Here is a 23,290-nt window from a genome sequence, read left to right as displayed (position 1 = left end):
CCGGAGTTTTCTCATTGTGAGAAAGCTTCCCCGATGATTTTCCAACCATTATTCCACCAAGACCCAGCCTAAAAGTAGAGTTTAAAAAGCAATTAACCAATTTATCCCCTCCTTTTTTCTCTTTTTCAAGAAAAAACAAAAAACAAAGCCTTTTCCATGCCGATATAATCATTATATCTGCTACATTTGCCCCAACAGCGATCCTGATTTATTTCAATACAATTTGCCATCTAAAACATCTCTTATATGAAAAAAGAACACATCTTCTACACCGTTACTATCTTTTTATTTTCCGCCATCCTGTCCTGCAACAAGCAAGTCCCGGTGACACAAGAGATTAACTTTGTACCTAAAGGAGATACGGTTTATGAACAAGCTCAAAAAGCGATCTATTCGGATGCCCTTTTCGCACGCCGGATATTGGAGGAAGCGATGCAGACACGCCCGGTGCAGGACAGCGTCGACTGGTATATCCTTTATAATTTATATGTCAAAACCTTTCTGACGACTTCCGAGTTCGACACGATCTTGCCACTGTGCCGGAAAGTCGAACAGTTTTGTGCACGCCAAAAGACATTGACACCCTATCATTATTACCTGCTGGCAGATGCAAGCAATAACATAGGGAACCGGTATGCGATCACCAGCATGAACGATTCCGCTCTCAAATATTTCAAACAAATGCTCTCGTACAGCCGGCAGACACACAACAGCGAGGTGCTGCTGACAGGCTACACGAACCTGGCCGACGTCTATATCCGCAGTGGCCGCTACGACCAGGGAGCATGGTACTACCGGCAGATACTCTACATCGCCGACTCGATCGGCCTGCCCGAACCGGAGCTGATCAATATCTATACCGGACTGGGACAAACCTATTCCGAACTACGGGATTTCGATCTTTCGCACTACTACTTCAACTCGGCTTACAAACTTTTCGACCAGATGGACATCAACCGGAAATTCGTCTATTGCACGAACCACGGGAACGTCTATTTTTTTGAAAAGAAATATCCCGAAGCTCTCGAACTATTCAAAAAAGGATACGAACTGGTCAGACCTTCACCCGAATATGTTTACGCCCAAAATGTCTGCATGCTGAATATCGGAGCCATCTATCTGCTGATGGGACAGCTCGACTCGGCCCAATACTACTTGGACCATAGTTATTCCTATTTCGAAAAGATCGGTAATTCATCAGCACTTTACCACGCCCAGACGCAGGTATTCGAACTGGCGCTCAAGAAAGGGAATATCGCCGAAGCGACAAAACAGCTCCACAGCATGACCGATAACTTGCAGGCGGAGCCGACTTTGGTCGATATCCGAAAAAAATTTCTACAACATTATTATGAAGAGACTGGCGATTACCGCAAGGCCTACCAATATCTCAAAGAAAACATGCGGATGGACGACTCCATCCGTAACGACCGCATCCGGATGCGGGTGGCTGAAACGGACCTTCGTTATAAACAGGATACGACACTGATGAAACAAAGGCTGTTCATACAAAAACAGCAAAGCGACATGCAGTCGCTGGAACTAAGTGTCTATATCTGGATTCTCGTTTGTGTGATATTGCTGACCGTTGCGGCTTTCATCTATTTCTACCAGAAAAAACAACGGGCCTTTCTGCTGGCGGAAACACGCAACAAGATCATCAGCCTCCGGATGGAAAATATCCGCAACCGCGTATCACCCCATTTTATCTTTAACACGCTCAACCGGGTAATCAGCCATTACAACCAGAGCGACAGCAGCTACAAAGAGCTGTATAACCTGATCAAAATCATGCGCCTCAACCTGCGTCTGACAGAAAAACTGTGCATCCCGCTTGCCGAGGAAATAGATTTCGTCCGCACCTATCTCGACCTCGAACAAGAACGTTTCGGCCCATCCCTTCAAACCGAGATACGGATAGACCCTCAAATCGATGCCGACCGGTTCGAACTCCCCTCCATGATGATCCAGATTCCGGTCGAGAATGCCATCAAGCACGGCCTTCGGGGGAAAAAGGGCGAAAAACGGCTATCCGTCACCGTCTTCCGTCAAGACGGGAATATCATTATTAGCATAGAAGACAACGGTGCCGGGTTCCGTCTGCAAACCGGCCGTCCGGACATGCAAAGTACGGGAACAGGCCTGAAAGTACTGAACCAGACCATCGAGCTACTGAATGCAGGAAACAGTGTTCCTATCACGATCCTGATCAAAAAAAGCAGCCAGGGAACGGATGAAAACCCGGGCTGCCTCGTACAATTCACTTTGCCGGAGGGTTATTCGTACGCTTTGCCGGAAGGAAAGTAATCCGTTTAGCTCCTTTTTGTAACCGAATAACCGCCCCAAAAGGGAGAATATCCATGATTTTGCCTAAAAAGGGACGAAACACTTTGGTGACAACTATTAAATTTGTAAAAAAAGAGAGTGCACATGAAGAATAACTATAAGATAGTAATCATTGACGACGACGAACTGGCAGTGGACAACTTGACTTTCGAATTGAAGTCCTATCAGCAATTTAATGTGGAAGGAATCGCTAAGAACGGGGCAATGGGGAAAAAACTGATTTTCAAAACGATGCCGGATCTGGTATTTCTCGATGTCGAGCTTCCCGATATGCAGGGACCCGAACTGCTGAACCTGATCCGCAACGAGATCACGTGGAACATGCAAGTCGTCTTTTACACGGCTTACAATAAATATATGCTCGATGCGATCCGCGAATCGGCCTTCGACTACTTGCTGAAACCGATTGACAAAAGCGAATTGTCCAATATGATGAAACGTTTCATCGAAAAGGTAGAGGAACAGCAATTGCAGACAGTTCCCTTTCATATCCTGCTAAGGAGCCTTTCACCGTTGGAGCAGATGATCATCATCCCGTCACCGACAAACGACCTGCAGTTCCTCAGGCCCGAAAACGTAGGCTTTTTCAAATACAATTCAGACAGGAAGCAATGGGAAGCGTACCTGAACAATGCGGTGGCCCCCATTGCCATCCGTAAAAATATAGCGGCAGATCAGATACTGGCAAGTTCTCCCTCGTTCATTCAGATTCACCAATCCTATATCATCAACATCAATTATCTGATCATGATCAAGGATAAAAAGTGCGTCTTCTATCCGCCGTTCGACAATGTCCGCGACCTGCAGATTTCCAAACTGTATCTGAAAAAGCTGCAGGAGAAGTTTTTGATGTTGTAAAAATGTCAATCTTCTTCGGGAGTGAACAAAACGGCCCGCTGGTACAGAGACTTCGCTTTTTTCTTTTTGCCAAAAACAGGTTGGAAGGTCGTGTATTTCGAACTTTTGCCCAGCTGGATGACCGTTATGGGAATAAGCCTGCGTCCTTTTTTCACGAAGATCGTGCCATCACGATCTTCTTTCATTTTATTAGACAGACATTTTAAGGCCAAAGAAGCGTTTCCTTCGCGGGTTGCCGTGCACCAGTTCGGATAGGAGTAGATTTCCCAAGGCGTCTCATTTTGACTGACTGTATATTCAACAGGTAGATCTATTGTTCCTCCCTTCGGAATAAAGACAAGGGTATCGTTCTCATCCGGAGTGAATATCCTGAAATTATCCATTTCCTGCATCAAATGAATTTCGGCATGACGCGAACCGGCGCCGATACGGATCGTCCCCGTACGCCTTGCCGCCCCTTCATTGATGGAAGGTTCAACATACAGGTGCAGACTGTCTTTACGCCAGGAACACCAAGGAGCATCATTGCTTTCAACCGCCCAATCGCAGTTCGAAGTTATTTCGATCACTTTCTCCGTATCGTCAGCCAGGAAAAAGAGATCGGATTCACTCAACGTCAATTTTTCTACCGCCCCTTCCTGCACGATCTTGACAAGTTGTTTTCTACCTGACCATTTCAAGGTGATGGTTTGCGAACGGCGTACTGTCGTCCGATTCGGATTGACGACGATTTTCAATCCATCTTTCTCCTTTGTGGCCGTGCACCAGTCATGGACATCAGAGAAACTCCAACTTCGTTTTGTTTTTACCGGGATGATTTGCTCGCCTCCTGCCTCCGGAAACTCATAGCTTTCTTCGGCAATTACCTTGGCGGTCTGTTGCGTGAAATAGTTCAGTATCTGCTTACAAGCGGCGATCTGCTCGTCACAATTCTGCACGCCTTGCAGGTCGCGGTTTACTTTGTAGCATCTCTTGGCCGATTCGAACTTACGGACCGCTTCCTTGACAGACGCCTCCGTCCGCTTTTTCAATAAGGCCAGACCACCCTCATACGTCCCGTTGCAATCCTGTGAAAAGGCAGACGTTGCAAAAAGGAACAGGGATAGAAGGCTACAAAAACCTTTCATATAAAACTTGTTTATCGTTGTTTTCATCTTCTTCAATTATTAGTTTGACTGGCAATAGAGTCTTGAACGGCCTCCCTGCGGGCACGGAAATCTCTCAGTATGGCCGATTCCGGTTTAACGCCGGATGCCCGTTGATAAAAAATTTCCGCCATATCGTAGTCCTGGGTTTGTTCCGCCTCTGCCGCCATAGATACGAATAAGTTATAAATCTCTTCAATTTTTTTCTGCACACTGTCTTTCCGTACTGAAACGTCTGCCACATCAGGAAACTCGGTCCGATATTCATCCTCCAGCCTTAAAGCAGCGTCATAACGCCCGACAGCCCCCAGATAGAACTGCTCGTAATCTCCTCCCTGACTATTATTGCCAAGATCGACCAGGCTGTCGCCGGCATGGAGATACTGGAGGTATTCGTTGTAGCGGGCTTCTATCTCCATAGCTTTTGCCTCGGCTTCCTCCTCTTTTTGTTTCTGTTCCAAGCTATGAAAAACGAAAAAGATAATTCCGATAAGAAAAACAACTGGTAGTCCCCACTTCAATATCTTGGGGAATAAAAGAGATACATTGTCCGCAGTGTGGCCAATCTCTGCACCAAGTGTTTCTATCTTTGGTATCTCCGACACCTCATTCTCATTATTGCCTTGTCCCACAACCGGCACATCCGGTTTTTCCGGTTTCTGAAGCTCTTCGGGCTCCTTCCCGCCTACCGGTTCTTGTTCTTCTTCCGGTTTCTGCGATTTTTCCGGCTGTACCTCCGGAAAAGACTCCTGGCTTTCAGACATTCCCCTTTCCGGAACGGATTCCACCAGAGCTTCCTGATTTTTTTCTTTTTTGGGAAATGAAGAGTTCTCCACTTGCTTTCCTGGTAAAACCGGGGCTTCACCATTCAAATATTGTTCACAATATATCCGTATTTCCGTTGCCGAAGGGCGCTCCCAAGTGTCTTTTCGCAGACACAAATCGATTATAGCCTTCAATTCACCGGACCATTCTCCCTCCAAGACCGGAATTTCAGCGCCATGCTGTAGCAGCAATCCGCCATGTTCGCCGAAAGGGACCATGCCTGTGAGTAGTTCGTAGAGCGTCGCCCCCAAGGAGAAAACATCACTTGCTTTGATCGGCAAAGGGTATTTGCTGAAGCGTTCCGGTCCCATATAGGCCAATGTGCCGACAGAACCTTCCGTCTTCATGATGCTCTTTCGCAACGTATTCCTTGCCTTTATGCTGATACCGAAATCAGTCAGCAGGTAACGCCCCGTCGTATCGATCAGAATATTGTCTGGCTTAATGTCCTGATGAATGACCGGTGGCTCCTGTTCATGCAAATATTCCAGCCCGCTCGAAATGTCACGCAAGAAAAGCCACGCCTCCCTTTCGTTCATCCGTCCTATTAAACTTGCGGCGGAACCTTGCCGACAATAAGGCAAAACCAGATAAGGCATCCGCTCGAAGGTGTCGTAATAAGTCGGCTTAAGCAAATTGCTATGGTTCAGATTAAAAACGAGGGAGAACTCGGTCGAGAACAGTTGCACGCCATGTTCATCCATACCGCCTCCCGGAGCATAGACTTTTAATGCGACTTTCAGGGAAGTCAGTGTATCGTCCGCCAACCACACTTCGGAAAAGCCGCCACGCCCCAAAAGCCGTTCCAGTCTATAGCGATTTGCAAATAGTATATTTTCTTCTAACTGCATAGTTTATTTTACTGTTTGTTCATACCATTGGATAATCTTGTTATGCCATACTGTCGAAAACGACCAAGCCAGGCACGCCAGAAGAAGAACAAAGACGAGACCGACGGTCCAGAAAACAAATTTCCGAAGCGGCTTCTTCTGTTCTTTCTCCGTGAATGTCGAGACGGTTTGCTGCATCTCCTGCACCGGCGGCTTGTTTTCTTCCGAAACAAGCTGGCAAAGGACGACCGTGACGTTATCGTGGCCACCCAAATCCAATGCACCTTGAATCAATGCCTTCGTACAGGTATCGATTTCATTCGAAGTCTCTTGCATAACAGCTTCGATCTCCTCATCCCGAAGCATCGAATTAAGCCCGTCCGTACAAAGCAAAAGTACCTCTCCTTCCTGCAAGGGGAAACGGATAAAATCGGGATTTGCCGCTTTCTGAGGATTTCCGAGACTACGGGTGATAATGTTACTATCAGGATGGTCAAAGGCATACTCCGGAAGAAGGCGACCGCTGTCGACCAGTTCCTGTACATAAGAATGGTCTTTTGTCACCTGTGTAAGCCCAGAGACGGGATTAAACAGATACCCCCGGCTGTCACCACACCAAACGACGTTGGCATAGCCGTCGAACAACCAAGCGGCGACAAGAGTTGTACCCATTGACTTGACTCCTCTTTCTTCCTTGCTTCTTATTTTTATGGCATTGTCGGCAGCAACCACCGCTTCATGCATATATTTGTGGATGGTAGAATCGTCTTTCACAATCTCGTCCGTTATCTTATCCGCCGAGAAAAACTCTTTCATCGTATCGACGGCTATCCTGGAAGCTATTTCACCGGCATCCAATCCTCCCATACCGTCTGCGACAACAAGCATCGCCCCTTTATCGCCTAACGTAAAAAGGGTATGGCAATCGCGGGGAAGCAACCACTCCCCCGCGGAAAGATCCGCACTCACAACAAAATTATCTTCATTATTCGTACGAACACACCCGACATTCGTTTGTGCTCCAAGCTTAAACTTTAGAGGATTATAATTCGTTTCTCCCATAGATGCTTTCATTTTTCATTATCGGACGGCTGCAATTGGCACGACCACTCCCCGCTGTCCCTCGGCCATAGCAGAAATCAGGCCGATCACTTCGTATTCTCCTGTTTCCGAAACGGCAAAAACAGGAGCACCCGAACCACCTATTTCAAAACTTGTATTTGTCGTCATGATATCACCACGGTCCAACCCGCTGTTAGCCGTTACGCCACTGCCGTAAACCGGGCCGGAAGCCGAATTGATGCCGACTTCTGCCGGAAATCCTAAGATGGTAAGGGGAATACCCCGACCCAATGATGCCGATTTCGAGGGATCGAATTTCAAACCGCCTTTTTTAGCAGTCTGGAAATAGGCCCAGTCTTTTCCACCGTTAGACGGTGCTATACGTAAGCGTGCTCCTTTGACAAGTCCTCCCAACGGTCCTCGAAGAACCGTGTAATTATCGGCGCTTCGGTCGCAAGTGAACTGGTCGCTGGTGAAGGTCAGCGCATCTCCGCTGGAAGAATAGGCGGTAAAATAGGCTACTACCTTTTCCAGATTGCAGACAGCCTTGTTCAGCGGACGCATATCTTCGTCCATCAAGTTGCCGTTTACCTGGAAATACCATCTTTCGATGATGCGACGGGATGTAACAAAACGCCCGTCACTCAACAGGAAGCCGGTTCCCGCCCAACGATGGATAATATTGATAACCTCCGTCTTACCTTTTTTATTCGTATGCTCTACTTTGTCCAACTGGATATAATAAATGTAAGGAAAGCAGCTCTCGTATGAAGTCATGCCTGTCGCAGCCGGAACCACCGGATCAGAGGCAGAAGGGGCAACCGATTCGGTAATGGCAACTGTTTGTTTTGCAGATTCGCTTTCCGCTTTCTCTTCACGAGCCGTCTTTAAATCACTTTTCAGGCCTACCAGTTCGTTACGAAGCTGGCTTATTCCCTGCGAAGTTGCGGCTTGACTGGCTTGGTTGGCTTGTATGGCAGCCTGAGCTGCATCTTGCGCTTGGCTTGAAACGGCAGCTATCTGTTTTTGAGCTTCCATGCCGGCGCTATCCTGGCGAGCACTTACGGATGCAATACTTCCTGCCAGCATTTCATTCGTTTTCCGGTTTTGCTGTTGGTTCAGGATACTCCAGGCAATAAAGCCACCGATCACCAGCAGGAAAACGACAGACATCCAAACCATCATCTGCTTATAGGGTTTCAATGCCTGCTGGCGGAACAGACTGAACCGTTCCGTAAAGTTTATATTTTTGATCATGCTCCTATCACCCTGGGGAACGATAAATCCGATGCGAGGTCCATTGGAAGAAAGCTGTATCTCGTCCCCATTTTGCAAATACCATTCATCCGTGACCGGACGGCCATTTAAAAGAGTCGTATTGACCTTAGACAAATGAACCAGTTTCCAACCGGCCCCATCACGGACGATAGCCGCATGACGACGGCTTACCGAAGTAAACGAATCGTCAAAACGTACTTGGCAACGCGGGTCACGCCCCATCTCCACTTGATCGACAATGATCTTTTGTGTTTCACCGGCACGATGATATTTAGAAGACATGCGATGCTCCAATACATAATACTGCTTATGCGCACCTCCCATCAGTGCCCCCATTCCTGCGCCAACCGATCCGGAAAAGGACCGTCTGTATGGCTCTGTTTGTCTTTGTACCATAGGTCTATATTCTATTTTTCATTAATAAATTAGAATTAATAATCTTCAATCCGAAAGGTGACATCGCCAATCGTAATAATATCTCCCGGATGAAGTTCGCTTCCTTCCGGTGTAACCGGAGTAGAGTTTATATAAGTTCCATTCACCGATTCTTTCCAATATCCTATCCGTCCCTTCTCTGCGATCCATTGCCCGTCACGGATAAACCAGCGTCCTGTCCTGACATCCGTTTCGATCGTACAATGCCGGCGTGAGATATAAGGGCTCTCACTCTCCGGAATACACACGACATTCGAATCTTCCCTTCCTATCGTGATCAGCCTTTTCCGGTCTCTGAACAAACGGCTCAGATCGTAGACCTTCCCATGTTCCAGTCCCTGCATTACACGCATGGACAATCCTTTTTTTCCGGGTTCCGGCTTCCACCCGACCCGTTGCTGAATATATGAAACAGACTGTCCCTGAGGCATCTGCTCAAGGACAGCGGTAGCCGATTGCATACGCTGTTTGAAATCCGGTATTAAGCAGCCTTCGATCACCTTCTGCCAGACCACGCCATTTTCAGTCCGTTCCAATAATCGCCTGTCCCAATTGCCGCTTTTCCCGTTCCGCTGATAGACGACCAAATCGTTATGGTCATTCAGTTCACCGAAAGGCAGCTTGCCCGTCAACAATTGATACATCATCACGCCGAAAGAAAAAATATCAGTTGTCGGAAGTACAGTCGCGTCTCCCCGCAAACGGTTAACCTGCTCCGGGGGCATATAAGCATAGGTCCCGAAAATCTGTTGGGGACGCCCCAATATATTGCGTTCCGTCATTCGCTTGTTCCGATCGCCACTGATCCCAAAATCTGTCAAAGCGGCAGTTCCATCCTCCTTGATCAACACGTTTTCAGGTTTAAGGTCCCGATGCACCTTGCCGCTTTTGTGCAAATCGTTCAATCCGCAAAGGATCTCCCGTCCGATTTTGACCAAGTCGACAGAATAGCGTTCCATATATTGAGTAAGATTCCCTTTCGGGCAATAGTCCATAACGATAAAAGGATTTCCACACTCCAGCCCATGAGCAACAGAGTGAACCAAGAACCGGCTCTTTATCAATCCCGTCTCAAATTCCATGACGAAACGGTCCATCAAAGGTTCACGAAGTTCAGGAACTATTTCCCACAATTTCAATAACTTCAAAGCATACACCTGCGAACCGGTTCCCGTCACTTTGAACACTTTTCCGAAAGAACCTTCCCCTAAAACAAGGTCCACCCGATAGAGTCCGCCGATATATTGGCCAACCGTAAAATCACACCTGTTAACGACAACTCCGGACATGGCTATTCATTTGAGGTCATTCGTCAAACTCAAATCTCCTGTTCCCCAACACAATAATGTCTCCGGGTTTTAACTCTATTTTTTCGGTTGTATATACGAATGTAGTTTTTTGTTCACTCCTGTCCTGAAGATACCATTTCTTGTTCTCGTAGGTCAAGACTGCCTGTTCTTTAGAAGTTATTGTCATATTGCCTTCATCCGTATTGTCACGGTTCAAAATGATCTCCTCGCCCGAAAATACAAGCGGAGAGGGCACAGCTTCCCCATTCGCGTTAGGTATCATGGAAAGACGGCATGTACACACCGGAGCCTGCATTTCCCAGGGCGTAATCGTTTTCCTCCCATAGCCCGAACGGGATTGGCTTACCGATTCTTTCTTCTGTAGTTCATACCCGCAATGCGAACAATAGAATGCATCTTTTCGATTTTCATGGTTACACTTGGGACAATTCAAAGGATCGGATGCTGCACCTACCGAGGCTTGGCGGGAACAGCTACAATTCGGACATTCCGACATACCCGGCAAAAGAGGATAACCGCATTGAGGACAATTCCCACTATCCCCTTGTTCGCAAACTGTCGGCCTACCGGCATTTACCCCTATATTCTCATTTACTGTACGCCGTGCGTAAACATCCGTAACTGCATGTTCACGCATGGCATAATTTGATAACGGAGAATTACACTTCTCACAATTTGACCTGTCACCGGAATTCTCCCAACCGCAATTAGTACACCTCATAATTCGCCTTTTTTATATATACAAAAAAACAAATTCAAGGCATTATGCAAAAACAGCAACAATCACAAACAGGACTATCCGGTCATTTAACCATTCTATCAGGTCAAAACAAAGCACTATCCAGGCAAAACAAAGTCAGATTTTTTTATTTTGCCAAGACGCTTTCTTCAAATAAATGATGCTTGCAACCAGCAAACCGGTATAATACACCACTTCAGTCATAAAACAGATAGCAACCGGCATGTGCAGACGCATTCCGGCCACATATATAAATAAGGTATAGAAAACGAGGGTGACCAGTTCCATCACAAAGGCCGAACGGGTATTCCCCGTGCCTGTCACCCCGTTGAACACGATGTTGGCAACCGCTCCGATCAGCAAGGCGCCGGAAATCACATAAAGGGAAGGAATAGAGGCTTGTATCAATGTCACGTCATTGGTATAAACCGATAATATGGTAGAAGGGATCAGACAAGTGACAGACACAAATAGAGCCATGATCCCCAACGAGACCCAGGTGATATGACGGATGATCGGGATAACCTGGTCCTTATGTCCCGCCCCGATACTATTACTTACAAACGTATTCGTTGCCGTCGATAAAGAATTGACGGGAATCAACAAGACGATATAAACACTCCTGACAATATTCGCAATCGCCAGTTCCCGCTGTCCTAAATGTTCCACGGCCACAAAGAGCATAAAATAAGTACTGAGCGAAATAAAATATTGCAACATCGTAAATATCGAGATGTCCAGGACACGCTTCAACAATTTGACATCGAACGAACGGAACTGGTTCAGTGCATACTTCTTGATATCTACCGTCATCCGGGTATAGACCATATAAAACACGATAGACACCGCCTCCGCCATCACCGAAGCAATCGCCGCTCCTTTTATTCCCAATTCCGGGAAACCCCAGTTACCGAATATCAGCAGATAGTCCAGCAACACGTTTGTCAACGCCATCACAATCGCATTCAACGTCAACACCTTCGTACGCGTAATACCGATAAACAAAGCCCGGAACATCACATTCACAAAAGAGAAAAAGAATCCGAACACACGCCAATCTAAGAATTCCTCCGTCCCTTTCAGAATCGTATCGGAAGAAATCAGGACCCGCATAATATCTCCGGCAAACAAACGGGAAAAAGTGAACATGACGGCAGCCAACATAAACAGGAAAAAGACCCCCTGAATCATCACCGGCCCAACTTCCTTATAATTCCGCTCCCCGTTACGGCGAGCCATGATAATCTGCGACCCCGTACTAAAACCAAAAGCGATCGTAAAGGCACATATATAATACAAGCCTCCCATTGCCGAAGCCCCCAGCTCGACTTCACCTACCCTGCCCAAAAACGCAGTGTCCGTCACATTAATAACGTTCTGTGCCAGAAGACTCAAAAAGATTGGATAACTAACATTCCAAATTTGCTTGTTTGTATACATATAATATTATTAGGGGAATCCATACTCATAAAAAAAGCCCGCCACATCAGGCGAGCTTCTTCTTTATATGCGCTATCGCATTTATTTTTTCAGCTACCGATGCTTCATATCAGTTTATTGGTTGCCGTATCAGGGAACACAACCGACGGTTTAAATGTTTTCGCCTCCTCAAAATCCATCATGGCATACGACATAATAATGATGATATCGCCAGGTTGCGCCTTTCGTGCAGCAGCACCGTTCAAGCAAACCACTCCCGAACCACGTTCACCTTTAATAATATACGTCTCAAAACGTTCACCGTTATTGTTATTCACAATAGCGACCTTTTCGTTGGCAATCAGGTTGGCGGCATCCAGCAAATCCTCGTCGATAGTGATACTCCCGATATAATTCAGATTGGCTTCCGTTACCGTCACCCGGTGAATCTTTGATTTAACTACTTCTATAAACATACGATCTGATTTAGGATTGGTGATTGATGAATTATTTAGTTCCACTTGTTTCTCCTGCATGAAACTTCTGTTTCACTTGCGGGAAACTTTTGTTTCACCAGCATGAAACTTTTGTTTCTCCTGCATGAAACTCTTTTTACATGGGAAACAAATTATAATTCATAAATCACAAATCTATATTTAGTACTTAATATTATCTATCAGACGAACCTCTCCGCAATAGACCGTAATGCATCCTACCGGATAAGTCGTATCGGACCAGTTCTCGATGGACTCCATCGTATTGCCATCAACAATCTCATAGTATTCCACACGCATGACAGGATCGGCGTTTATCGTATCGATTACGTAATCAATCACCTCCTGCACACTCTTTCCGGGCACAAAGTTAGTACTTTCTTTTAACGTACGAGCTATTAACGGAGCTTTTTGACGTTGTTCGGGGGTCAAACGCACATTACGGCTACTCAAAGCCAAACCGTCTGCCTCGCGCAAAATCGGGCAAGCGTTGATCTTCACCGGTATGTCTAATTGCTTCACCATAGCCCGTATCACAGCTATTTGCTGGAAATCTTTTTCGCCGAAATAGGCATTATCCGGTTCGACGGCATAAAAAAGTTTACTCACGATCTGAGCAACCCCATTGAAATGCCCGGGACGGCGTGCCCCTTCCATAACAGCCGAAACAGTACCGAAATCGAATGTACGGGTATCAGGCTCCGGATACATTTCTTCTGCCGACGGAGCAAAAACATAATCACAACCGGCCGGCTCCAACAAAGCACAGTCCTTATCCAACGTGCGAGGATATGTTTCAAGGTCATGTTTGTCGTTAAACTGGGTCGGATTAACAAATACACTGACTACACACACGTCGTTTTCTTCCACACAACGCTTAACCAGGCTCAGGTGTCCGTTGTGTAATGCCCCCATGGTGGGAACAAAGCCAATTTGTTTGTTATTACGCTTTTCTTCAGCGAGATAACTCTTCAATTCTTTAATGCTGTTTACTATTTTCATCCTTTAGATGCTTATTGACGGTGCAAAGCAAATAAATAATTGCGGTAAATGAAAGAAATTTTGTATCTTTGTAGCGTCTTTATAAAACTAGTTTACAGAATGGATGCAAAAAAAATCTTGTTTATAGCTCAAGAAATAACACCCTACCTTCCCGAATCAGAGATTGCAACGATATGCAGAAACCTGCCACAAGGCATACAGGAACGCGGTCGTGAAATTAGAACTTTCATGCCTAAGTTCGGTAGCATTAACGAACGCCGCAACCAGTTGCACGAAGTAATCCGGCTTTCGGGTATGAACCTCATCATTGATGACACCGATCACCCGCTGATCATTAAGGTAGCGTCCATTCAAGCAGCCCGCATGCAGGTTTACTTCATTGATAATGAAGATTTCTTCCAAAGAAAGCATACGATTAGCGATGATGATGGAAACGAATACGAAGATAACGACGACCGTTCGATCTTCTATGTTCGTGGTGTATTGGAAACAGTGAAAAAGCTCCGTTGGATACCGGATGTCATTCACTGTCATGGTTGGATGTCAGCGCTAACAGCTCTGTACATCAAACGTATGTATGCAGACGATCCTTGCCTCAAAGACGCAAAGGTCGTATACTCTATTTATAACGATGACTTCAAAACACCGTTCAGAAAAGGATTTGCAGGCAAGCTAAAGATGGATGGAGCCAAAGACAGCGACCTGAAAGGTATCAAAGCAGATACAAGCTTCACAGGACTGACAAAACTCGCTATCGATTTCGCCGACGGTGTGATACAAGGTAGTGAAACGATCAATCAAGATGCGTTGGATTATATTGCTACTAAAAAGCACACTCCATTCCTGCCTTACCAGTCGCCAGACGTTTATATGGATAAAATCAACGAATTCTACGATGTCGTATTAGGCACTAAATAATTTTTAGAGAAATGAAAATCAAGCTTTTTATACTTGGCCTGAGTCTCGGGATCTCGATCCTGAGCGGGTGTAATGATGATTTGACGCAGGTAGGAACAGGTATTCAACCGGAGAATGACAGACCGTTGGTATACGCGGACACATTCTACATGAAAGCAAAAACATTGCAAACAGATTCTGTCTATGCCCGGACAATTTACGGTTCATTGGGGGAAATATACGATCCTTTGTATGGAAACCTGAAGTCTGATTTTATGTGCCAGTTCTACTGTCCGGATAATTACAGGTTCAATAAGACTCCGATCGATGGAAAAATTGATTCGGTCGAATTTAAAATATACTACAGCCGAAGCTGGACGGGAGATTCTCTAACTCCGATGCGTGCACAACTTTACGAAGTAACGACTCCGCTAACAAGAGATTTTTATACGAATATCGATCCGAAACAGTACTGCAATATGCAGAAATCGTTAGGTATGCAGACGTATACGGCACGTGATTTAAGTGTTTCGGATTCACTTTGGAATGATAAAAATTCAAACAGCGTACTGACGTATCAGCCGAGGATAACCATCCGTATGCCTCAAGAAGTAGGACAGCGCTTCTATGACGCGACAATCAAAACACCGGAAGTATTTAACGATCAGAATACGTTCAACCAATTCTTCCCCGGCATTTATGTCACAAATACATACGGGACAGGAAACATTCTGAATATTGAAAGTTCCCAAATGATCATCTACTATAAGTATATGACAAAAGGATATTTGGGACAAGATTCAATCGGAAAATGGAACGAAACTTTTAGTGCGACTTCCGAGGTTATCCAACTGAACCGGCTCAAAAACACAGACATGGAAGAGCTGTTGAAAGAAAATGACAGCATCGCTTATTTGAAGAGCCCGGCAGGTGTATACACTCAGTTGACAATTCCGGCACAAGACATTGCTCCGATTATTAAAGGACGTATTGTCAGCAACGTAGACCTTTCCCTTAAGGCTCTTCCGCAAGAAAACTGGAAATTTGCATTTGAAGCTCCGGCTAATGTTCTGATACTCCCGAAAGATTCTATGGATACATTCTTTAAAAACAATAGTGTAGAAAATAACATCACTTCTTTCAGAGGAGAATATGTGGCTTCTACCCGAACCTACTCATTCGGAAACATAGCCAAACTGCTTAAAACCCATATCGAAAACTCTCCGGATGAAGATTTGGTTATCAACGTTATTCCCGTACAGCGAAGAGTAGGAAAGACTACAAACTACTACGGACAGCAAAGCGATTACACTGTTGCCATTGAAAACTATTTGAAACCTTCCGGTGTAAAACTGCGTATCGATAAAGACGCGATGGAAATGCGTATCGTAACAATCGAATATAGATAAACAGACTAATTTATTATCTGATATAAAAAATCGGGGCTCCCATTGAAGGAAGCCCCGATTTTCATTTTATTACTTTACCTCTATTCAGTAGCCGCTTTTTTCGCAGCTTTTTTCTTATACTTGTCAAGTTCTTTCTGTAACTTTTCAATTTCTTCCCCTTGGTTCTTTATTGTCGTAAGGAGAGAATTCAATTCTTCGTTCTCTATCTCGACTGGATATAAAGCATCTACACGGCTGATAAAATCACCCAATATATTCATATAATTGGTAAATGCATCATACGGAGAATCATAAATACCACGATTCAGCCAAAGCCCCGTTTTCTTGGTTGTCATAAAACGGAAGTTATTACTTGCCTGCAAATAATCCCAGTCTTGCTTGATACGGCGATCATTGCACAAATGAACACGACCAGCCACACTATACAACTTATTAAACGCTTCACGCTGCATCACGTTACCCAGCCAGCAGCTCGTGTCTCTTTCCTCATCAATCCACGACATCGGATAAGGGACATCCACCTGATCAACAGACTTGAACTTTGCCACAACTTCAGATGGAGTCGAGAAAGAAATACCTTTCTCTTTCGCACAAACCGGCAACGCCTTGATGAATTGCAGAATATTCGAAGACAACGGTTGCGCAATGCCCAAAGCAGAAAGTTCCATGAAAATATTGATTACCTGTTCTTCTTCCGGCATTCCGGCAATCCAATCGATATATTTGTCGGCAAACAACGGATACTCGCTCCAATCCGAGTTCGAGAAACGCAAACTAATGTCATCCGACAATTTGAAATCACGAAGCAAAACCTTCAATTTAGGATTATACGCACAATGATACACATAATGCGGACTCTTCCATCCCAACACATGTTTGGCACCTTCGGTCAAAATCCCTTTAAATCCCATACTTGCGACAACCGATCCGATCTCATTCGAATAAATCAAACTGGAATTACGGAAGACCTTGGGAGTTTGTCCAAAAACTTGTTTGATCTTCGCACTCATTCTGGAAACTTCTTCCCGGAAACATTCTTCATTAGCCAAAGAAGAAAGCCCATGAGAATAAGGTTCGCACAAAAATTCACAACAGCCCGTATCATTCAATTGATGCAACAAGTCGATCACGGCAGGAGAATAGATCTCCAACTGTTCCAAAGCCACACCCGAAATAGAAAAAGCGACTTTAAAAGCTCTTCCGTTGCCCTTTGCCATTTCAAGCAAAGCTGTCAATGCCGGAATATAAGAACGCTCTGCAATCTCCGTGATACTGCGTTCATTTTCATAATCATCATAATAGTAATGATCCGTACCGATATCGAAGCAACGATAGCGTTTCAAATGTATAATTTGATGTATTTCAAAATAAAGACAGATTGTTTTCATATCTAATTGTTGTTTGATTATTTACCGTAATTCTTTAAGACATTCTCATAAAGAGCGCGAATCCGCAAGCCGACTTTTTCCCATGTGATACTATCGACCTCTTTCTTCCCTTCCACCTGAAGATATTCGAACAAAGAGGGATTCGTACAGATCGAATAGATAGCGTCAGCCATTGCATAAATATCCCAATAGTCCGTCTTAATCACCTTGTCGAGAATTTCTCCACAACCGGACTGTTTGGAAATAATGGAAGGCGTTCCGCATTGCATAGCTTCCAACGGGGCAATCCCAAAAGGTTCGGAAACCGAAGGCATCACAAAGACATCACTGTTCTTATAGGCTTCATATACCTGCCTTCCACGCTGAAATCCGGGGAAATGGAAACGGTCGGCAATTCCACGCTCGGCAGCCAGATTGATCATGGCGTCCAGCATATCGCCCGAACCCGCCATGACGAACCGGATATTACGTGTACGTTTCAAAACAAGCGCTGCTGCTTCGACAAAATATTCCGGTCCTTTTTGCATAGTGATACGTCCCAGGAAAGTCACGACCTTTTCCTTTTTATGCTCCGGACGAGGAATGTCCAAAAGTTCTTGTGACAACGGATAAACCGCATTATGCATGGCAAAACATTTCCGCGGGTCCTGATGGTATTCCCGTATAACTGTCTGCCGTGTCAATTCAGATACGCACATAATACAATCCGCATAATCCATACCGTTCTTTTCCATTGCATATACGGTCGGATTAACCTTTCCGCGTGAGCGGTCGAAATCGGTTGCATGGACATGAATGCAAAGAGGCTTTCCACTCACCATCTTTGCATGCACACCGGCCGGATAAGTCAGCCAGTCGTGGGCATGGATGATGTCAAACTGCTGCTGACGGGCAACGACTCCCGCGATGATCGAAAAGTTGTTGATCTCGTCATGTAAATTAGACGGATACCCTCCGGCAAACTCCATACAGCCCAAATCATTTACATTCATATATGAGAAATCGGCATAGATATGGTCACGGAAAGCATAATATTGTTCCGGCGTCATATAATTGGGAAGCCTGGACTTCAAATAATCATAATTAACATCCCTCCATACGACAGGTACTTGGTTCATACCTATGATATTCAGGAAACCTTCTTCTTCACCGGTAGGCTTCGGTAAACAAAAAGTCGTCTCCACATCATTCTGCAGACTCAGACCTTTAGTAATACCATAGGATGCAACCGCAAGACCACCATATATTTTGGGAGGAAATTCCCATCCAAACATTAACACTTTCATACAGGCTCCTCCTTTCAATAATTATATTTGCTTAATAAGTATAATATTCTCAATATTTCTGCAACATTCATTGCAAACGATACGGCTCCACGCCCCTTGAACGGAGGATTACCATCAAACAGTTCAGGAATGGACCCGATACAATGGGACGACATTTCATCTTCATACCCGATCAGATAACGTTCGATAAACCCTATACCGCTCATCTTATAGATACGGAGATATGCCTCAAAATAGAAACCTGCCAGCCAAGGCCAAGCCGTTCCTTGATGATAAGCATAATCACGCTGAATCTGGGGACCGACATAATTAGGATTGTAGCCGCCGCTTTTCGGGCTCAAGGAACGAAGTCCCTTAGGAGTAAGCAATTCTTTTGTCACAATATCGAGCACACCTTTTTTCTGGCTGGAGTTCAAAGGCGAATAATCAAATGCCACAGCAAATATCATATTCGGACGTACGCTCCACTCCATCATATTGCCATCAACATAATCGAGCAAATAGCCATATTCATTCAAGAAGACATTGACAAACGACTTCCCGCTTTTTTCTGCCAAAGCACCCAATGATTCGGCGAAGGCGTTATTTCCAGCCTCGCCCGACAATTCTCCGACAAACCGCAAAGCGTTATACCATAACGTATTGATTTCAACGATATATCCTGTACGTGGGATAACGGGACGTCCGTTAACCGTCGAGTTCATCCATGTAACAGCTTTATTCGATCCATACGTATAAAGCAATCCGTTATCATGCAAAACCAGATTCGGATGTTTATCCTGGCAGAGGAACTTCATAATCTCTTCCAGCAGCGAACCATATTTTTCGCGACATGCCTCACGTGAAACCATTTTAGCATATTGTTGAATACACCAGACGGCCCAAAGCAAGATATCAGGATGCTCCATTTCATAAATTTTGATCCGGCTCGGTTCATTGCGGATAAAATCATAAATGGCCTTACGGGCCGTTTCCATTACCATTTCAAACTTGGAGACCTCATTGATAGCAAGGGTCAACCCGGGCAAAGAAATAAACAAATCGCGCGCCCTGCACTTGAACCACGGATAACCGGCCAAAATATAAGATTCGTTTTCCTGTTTATTCAGAAACTGGTGTGCAGCGTTGATCAAACAATGCTGAAAAGTATCGCGGGGCGTACGTTCTTCCACCTCGTCCTCGAATGTTTTTTTCAATGTGCGAGTTCCGATTTCAGAAACCCCGCCGGAAAAGACGATGCTTTCACCTTTCTTTATCTCGACTTCAAAATATCCGGGGACATACAGATCCTCGTTAAAATCATAGCCTCTCTCCTGCTCTTTCGGATATTCGATTCCCCGATACCAGTCAGGCTGGTAATGAAACTCATTCTTTTTGTTCAATTGCATATACAATTCGGGATAGCCCGGATACATGCATGTTTTGATACCATTCGTCACAACCTGATATTCGCGACTGGCCTGAGCATTCTCGTGTGTATATTCGCGGACACTGCGAAACGCCAAGAACGGACGTAAACGCAATGTTGTCGCCGAGTGAGCATCCAACAACGTATAACGAATTAAGATTCGATTCTCATGATGGACAAACAACTTCTCTTTTTTCAGAACAACACCACCTACACGATAGATCGTCGTAGGAACTTTCTCGCACTCGAACTCACGAATGTACTTATGACCTCTCGGACTGTAATTATCTCCCTGATACTTATGAAGCCCTAAATTAAATTCGGCTCCATGCTGTATGACAGTTTCATCCAATGACGACAACAATACATGATTCTCATCATCCAGTCCAGGAACAGGAATCACAAGTAATCCGTGATATTTTCTTGTGTTGCAATCAACGATAGTTGTACAATGATAGGCTCCCGAACGATTAGTACGAAGAATCTCTCTTGGTAGCGCTTCTTCCAGGTTCGTCATAAGAGTCTTGTCAAATTTAAGATAACTCATATTTTTATATTTGGTTTTAAGTTTATGCTTTAACGTGAAAACAAATAAATTGCTTTTGTATCCTGACCAAAAGTATCACTTAAAAAATAAAAAAACAAATTTGCTTTCATATTTATTTAGAAATTTCATTTTTTACGATTCAAAAACAGTTTGATTGATAACTCGTTACAAATATGCAAAAGTCTATATATGTGTTGTCAAACACATGGCCAGCTGTTAAAAACATCCAATTCCAGATGTTTAGCATCTCCCGAAAATCAATGTATTTTTATTTACCGATTATTCCGTACCTTTGTTATATAATAAATCAACACTAAAAGATATGAAACAAAATAGCGAAAATCCCTTTTGGGGGATTTATCAGACTCCGTTCGGAACTCCTCCGTTCGATCAGATCAAAACAGAGCACTACGAACCAGCTTTTGACGAAGGAATCCGGCAATTAGACGAGGAAATCCATACAATAGCCGACAATACGGAACTTCCCACATTCGAAAATACAATCGTAGCACTCGAACGTAGCGGCAAACTACTGGATAAGGTCAGTTCCGCTTTCTTTAATGTATTGAATGCGGAAGCGGATGACGAGATGATGGACATCTCACAGCGGGTATCGCCTAAACTGTCGGAAAGTTCCAACAATATTTATTTGAATGAAAAACTATTTACGCGGGTAAGAAACGTATACGACCGGAAAGAAAATTTGCACCTCTCAACAGAAGACAGCCGCCTGTTGGAAGAAACATTCGAAGCTTTTTCGGTACGCGGTGCCTCCCTCAACCCCGAAGATAAAGAAAAATACCGCAGACTCAGTTCAGAGTTAAGCTTGCTTTCGCTTACATTCGATCAGAATGCATTGAAAGACAAAAACCGCTTTGAACTGTTGCTGACAAAAGAACACGAACTGGAAGGATTACCGGAAAGCATACGCGAAGCAGCCGCACTCAGGGCAAAAGAAAAAGGGAAAACCGGATGGTTATTTAACCTTTCAGCTCCCAGCTACGTGCCCTTCATGCGTTATTCGGCTCTACGCCAATTACGGGAAAAGATGTACCGGGAATATATGAGCGTCGCAAACAAAGGCGATGAATACGATAATAAAGAAATCATACGGAAAATCGTCAATATCCGTCTGGAAATAGCAAAGCTGATGGGATATACCAATTATGCCGATTATAAGTTAAAGCATACGATGGCCAAAACTCCGGCTCGCGTCTATAAACTGCTGAATGAACTATTGGATGCATACAAACCCGTTGCCAGGGACGAATACGAGGCCGTACAAAGATTTGCTTCAGGAGCAGAAAAAGAAAGTATAACCGTCATGCCCTGGGACTGGAGCTATTATTCCGAAAAGCTGAAAGATACCCGTTTCAATGTAAACGATGAAATGACGCGCCCCTATTTCGAACTGGACCATGTGAAAAAAGGCGTGTTCGGCCTGGCTACCCAATTATATGGCATTACATTTAAAGAAAATAAAGAAATTCCGGTTTATCATCCCGAAGTACAGGCATACGAAGTTTACGATACTGACGGTACATTCCTTTCCGTATTATATACAGACTTCCATCCACGCGATAGAAAACAGTCGGGAGCCTGGATGAATAGCATAAAGGAACAATATCGGGATAAAGACGGCAAAGACAGCCGGCCTCAAATCATTATCGTGATGAACTTCACACGTCCGACCGAAACGAAGCCTTCTTTACTAACTTTCGACGAGGTCAACACTTTGTTGCATGAATTCGGACATGCCTTGCACGGTATGTTCGCCAAAGGATCATACGCAAGTCTTTCCGGTACAAATGTCTATCGCGATTTTGTGGAGCTTCCTTCCCAACTGATGGAGAACTGGCTGACGGAGAAAGATTTCCTGGACCAGATCGCCATCCATTACCAGACCGGAGAAAAAATCCCGCAAGAATTAGTACAAAAGTTGATCGACGCCTCCAATTTCAATGCAGGATACGCCTGCTGCCGGCAACTGAGCTTCGGTTTTCTGGATATGGCCTGGCATACACGGACAGAGCCATTCGATGGGAATGTGACCGCTTTTGAAAAAGAGGCCTGGAAACAGACCGTTATCGTCCCGGAAGTTCCCGGAACCTTGATGAGCAGCAGCTTCGGACACATCTTCTCCGGTGGATATTCAGCCGGCTATTACGGCTATAAATGGGCGGAAGTCTTGGATGCCGATGCTTTCTCCCTTTTCAAAGAGACGGGGATCTTCAACCAGGAAACAGCCCGTTCTTTCCGTGAAAACGTATTATCGAAAGGCGGTACTGAAGATCCGGAAATCTTGTATAGGCGTTTCCGGGGAAAAGACGCGGAAATTGACGCGTTACTGAAAAGGAATGGGATAAAAACGGTAGAAGTATCAGCATCCGGCTCTAATTTTATACCGATGTAATTTGTTTTTGGCGACGTCGGATATATATTCGGCGTCGTCGAAAATATACACGACATCGCCGAAAATGTATTCGACGATGTCGGAAACAAATTACATGCGCTTCGAGCAGTGATTGACCGATATAGAATTTTATGATATCCGCCTGAACAAAAACACACAGAAGCTATTCCATATATCCCAAATATATGTACCTTTGCCT

Annotated in this window: 17 protein-coding genes; 5 read left to right on the top strand and 12 right to left on the bottom strand. The window is 44.7% G+C overall.

All coding sequences use genetic code 11. The features are described 5' to 3' along the window. The first annotated feature begins 246 nt into the window (after positions 1 to 246). The gene (locus ACPYIV_RS01425; protein ID WP_425885156.1) at positions 247 to 2,307 is read left to right on the top strand and encodes a tetratricopeptide repeat-containing sensor histidine kinase; all 2,061 of its coding nucleotides are present in this window, start codon (positions 247 to 249) and stop codon (positions 2,305 to 2,307) included. A 123-nt stretch (positions 2,308 to 2,430) separates the two neighbouring features. Further along, positions 2,431 to 3,204: a LytR/AlgR family response regulator transcription factor gene (locus ACPYIV_RS01420; RefSeq protein ID WP_301704831.1), complete on the top strand. Its 774-nt coding sequence runs from the start codon at positions 2,431 to 2,433 to the stop codon at positions 3,202 to 3,204. Positions 3,205 to 3,209: 5 nt separating this feature from the next. Here the strand turns inward: ACPYIV_RS01420 and ACPYIV_RS01415 are convergent, their stop codons facing one another. The 9 genes from ACPYIV_RS01415 to panC form a co-directional block, all read right to left on the bottom strand. Beyond that, a complete protein-coding gene (locus ACPYIV_RS01415; protein ID WP_425885153.1) occupies positions 3,210 to 4,358 on the bottom strand; it encodes a BACON domain-containing protein in 1,149 nt (382 codons plus the stop codon). Positions 4,359 to 4,363: 5 nt separating this feature from the next. Next, positions 4,364 to 6,025 carry a serine/threonine protein kinase gene (locus tag ACPYIV_RS01410; RefSeq protein WP_301704830.1) on the bottom strand — a complete coding sequence of 554 codons (1,662 nt, stop codon included), beginning with the start codon at positions 6,023 to 6,025 and terminating at the stop codon, positions 4,364 to 4,366. Positions 6,026 to 6,028: 3 nt separating this feature from the next. Beyond that, complete coding sequence (locus ACPYIV_RS01405; protein ID WP_293733095.1) at positions 6,029 to 7,066, bottom strand: PP2C family protein-serine/threonine phosphatase; 1,038 nt, start codon at positions 7,064 to 7,066, stop codon at positions 6,029 to 6,031. Between the two features lie 18 nt (positions 7,067 to 7,084). Beyond that, a complete protein-coding gene (locus tag ACPYIV_RS01400; protein WP_293740762.1) occupies positions 7,085 to 8,740 on the bottom strand; it encodes an FHA domain-containing protein in 1,656 nt (551 codons plus the stop codon). A gap of 35 nt (positions 8,741 to 8,775) precedes the next feature. Then, positions 8,776 to 10,068: an FHA domain-containing serine/threonine-protein kinase gene (locus tag ACPYIV_RS01395; protein ID WP_293733093.1), complete on the bottom strand. Its 1,293-nt coding sequence runs from the start codon at positions 10,066 to 10,068 to the stop codon at positions 8,776 to 8,778. A gap of 16 nt (positions 10,069 to 10,084) precedes the next feature. Further along, positions 10,085 to 10,810 (bottom strand): FHA domain-containing protein, encoded by a 726-nt coding sequence (locus ACPYIV_RS01390; RefSeq protein ID WP_425885149.1) that lies wholly within the window; start codon positions 10,808 to 10,810, stop codon positions 10,085 to 10,087. Between the two features lie 135 nt (positions 10,811 to 10,945). Continuing rightward, entirely contained in the window at positions 10,946 to 12,268 is a 1,323-nt protein-coding gene (locus ACPYIV_RS01385; protein WP_425885147.1) for an MATE family efflux transporter, read from the bottom strand. Positions 12,269 to 12,372: 104 nt separating this feature from the next. Further along, positions 12,373 to 12,723, bottom strand: a complete 351-nt coding sequence (gene panD / locus ACPYIV_RS01380) for an aspartate 1-decarboxylase (protein WP_293733090.1) — start codon at positions 12,721 to 12,723, stop codon at positions 12,373 to 12,375. Between the two features lie 180 nt (positions 12,724 to 12,903). Then, entirely contained in the window at positions 12,904 to 13,743 is an 840-nt protein-coding gene (panC, locus tag ACPYIV_RS01375; protein ID WP_293733089.1) for a pantoate--beta-alanine ligase, read from the bottom strand. Positions 13,744 to 13,842: 99 nt separating this feature from the next. Here panC and ACPYIV_RS01370 point away from each other — a divergent pair, with 99 nt between their 5' ends. Together ACPYIV_RS01370 and ACPYIV_RS01365 are read left to right on the top strand one after the other, a co-directional pair. Next, on the top strand, positions 13,843 to 14,661 hold the full coding sequence (locus ACPYIV_RS01370; RefSeq protein WP_293733088.1) for a glycogen/starch synthase: 819 nt from the start codon (positions 13,843 to 13,845) through the stop codon (positions 14,659 to 14,661). Between the two features lie 11 nt (positions 14,662 to 14,672). Further along, entirely contained in the window at positions 14,673 to 16,049 is a 1,377-nt protein-coding gene (locus ACPYIV_RS01365; protein ID WP_293733087.1) for a DUF4270 domain-containing protein, read from the top strand. Between the two features lie 80 nt (positions 16,050 to 16,129). On the opposite strand, the gene ACPYIV_RS01360 is transcribed toward ACPYIV_RS01365, so the two are convergent. From ACPYIV_RS01360 to ACPYIV_RS01350, 3 genes are read right to left on the bottom strand one after another with little or no spacing between them, the layout of a single operon-like run. Continuing rightward, a complete protein-coding gene (locus ACPYIV_RS01360) occupies positions 16,130 to 17,437 on the bottom strand; it encodes a glycoside hydrolase family 57 protein (protein WP_425885144.1) in 1,308 nt (435 codons plus the stop codon). A gap of 17 nt (positions 17,438 to 17,454) precedes the next feature. Then, the gene (locus tag ACPYIV_RS01355; RefSeq protein ID WP_008148801.1) at positions 17,455 to 18,723 is read right to left on the bottom strand and encodes a glycosyltransferase; all 1,269 of its coding nucleotides are present in this window, start codon (positions 18,721 to 18,723) and stop codon (positions 17,455 to 17,457) included. 14 nt (positions 18,724 to 18,737) lie between these two features. Next, on the bottom strand, positions 18,738 to 20,678 hold the full coding sequence (locus ACPYIV_RS01350; protein ID WP_293740759.1) for a glycogen debranching enzyme N-terminal domain-containing protein: 1,941 nt from the start codon (positions 20,676 to 20,678) through the stop codon (positions 18,738 to 18,740). Between the two features lie 322 nt (positions 20,679 to 21,000). Here ACPYIV_RS01350 and ACPYIV_RS01345 point away from each other — a divergent pair, with 322 nt between their 5' ends. Further along, positions 21,001 to 23,091 carry a M3 family metallopeptidase gene (locus ACPYIV_RS01345; RefSeq protein WP_293733084.1) on the top strand — a complete coding sequence of 697 codons (2,091 nt, stop codon included), beginning with the start codon at positions 21,001 to 21,003 and terminating at the stop codon, positions 23,089 to 23,091. The last annotated feature ends 199 nt before the right edge of the window (positions 23,092 to 23,290 follow it).

This window comes from Parabacteroides vesiculifaciens (assembly GCF_049860805.1).
Classification (GTDB): Bacteria; Bacteroidota; Bacteroidia; order Bacteroidales; family Tannerellaceae; genus Parabacteroides.
Note: the sequence above shows the minus strand (reverse complement) of the source record. Positions and strands in the feature narration are given on the sequence as shown.

Bases quoted from the DNA above. Each gene is read 5' to 3' on its own strand.
- ACPYIV_RS01425 (WP_425885156.1), top strand. From the start codon at position 247: ATGAAAAAAGAACACATCTTCTACACCGTTACTATCTTTTTATTTTCC.
- ACPYIV_RS01420 (WP_301704831.1), top strand. From the start codon at position 2,431: ATGAAGAATAACTATAAGATAGTAATCATTGACGACGACGAACTGGCA.
- ACPYIV_RS01415 (WP_425885153.1), bottom strand. From the start codon at position 4,358: ATGAAAACAACGATAAACAAGTTTTATATGAAAGGTTTTTGTAGCCTT.
- ACPYIV_RS01410 (WP_301704830.1), bottom strand. From the start codon at position 6,025: ATGCAGTTAGAAGAAAATATACTATTTGCAAATCGCTATAGACTGGAA.
- ACPYIV_RS01405 (WP_293733095.1), bottom strand. From the start codon at position 7,066: ATGGGAGAAACGAATTATAATCCTCTAAAGTTTAAGCTTGGAGCACAA.
- ACPYIV_RS01400 (WP_293740762.1), bottom strand. From the start codon at position 8,740: ATGGTACAAAGACAAACAGAGCCATACAGACGGTCCTTTTCCGGATCG.
- ACPYIV_RS01395 (WP_293733093.1), bottom strand. From the start codon at position 10,068: ATGTCCGGAGTTGTCGTTAACAGGTGTGATTTTACGGTTGGCCAATAT.
- ACPYIV_RS01390 (WP_425885149.1), bottom strand. From the start codon at position 10,810: ATGAGGTGTACTAATTGCGGTTGGGAGAATTCCGGTGACAGGTCAAAT.
- ACPYIV_RS01385 (WP_425885147.1), bottom strand. From the start codon at position 12,268: ATGTATACAAACAAGCAAATTTGGAATGTTAGTTATCCAATCTTTTTG.
- panD (WP_293733090.1), bottom strand. From the start codon at position 12,723: ATGTTTATAGAAGTAGTTAAATCAAAGATTCACCGGGTGACGGTAACG.
- panC (WP_293733089.1), bottom strand. From the start codon at position 13,743: ATGAAAATAGTAAACAGCATTAAAGAATTGAAGAGTTATCTCGCTGAA.
- ACPYIV_RS01370 (WP_293733088.1), top strand. From the start codon at position 13,843: ATGGATGCAAAAAAAATCTTGTTTATAGCTCAAGAAATAACACCCTAC.
- ACPYIV_RS01365 (WP_293733087.1), top strand. From the start codon at position 14,673: ATGAAAATCAAGCTTTTTATACTTGGCCTGAGTCTCGGGATCTCGATC.
- ACPYIV_RS01360 (WP_425885144.1), bottom strand. From the start codon at position 17,437: ATGAAAACAATCTGTCTTTATTTTGAAATACATCAAATTATACATTTG.
- ACPYIV_RS01355 (WP_008148801.1), bottom strand. From the start codon at position 18,723: ATGAAAGTGTTAATGTTTGGATGGGAATTTCCTCCCAAAATATATGGT.
- ACPYIV_RS01350 (WP_293740759.1), bottom strand. From the start codon at position 20,678: ATGAGTTATCTTAAATTTGACAAGACTCTTATGACGAACCTGGAAGAA.
- ACPYIV_RS01345 (WP_293733084.1), top strand. From the start codon at position 21,001: ATGAAACAAAATAGCGAAAATCCCTTTTGGGGGATTTATCAGACTCCG.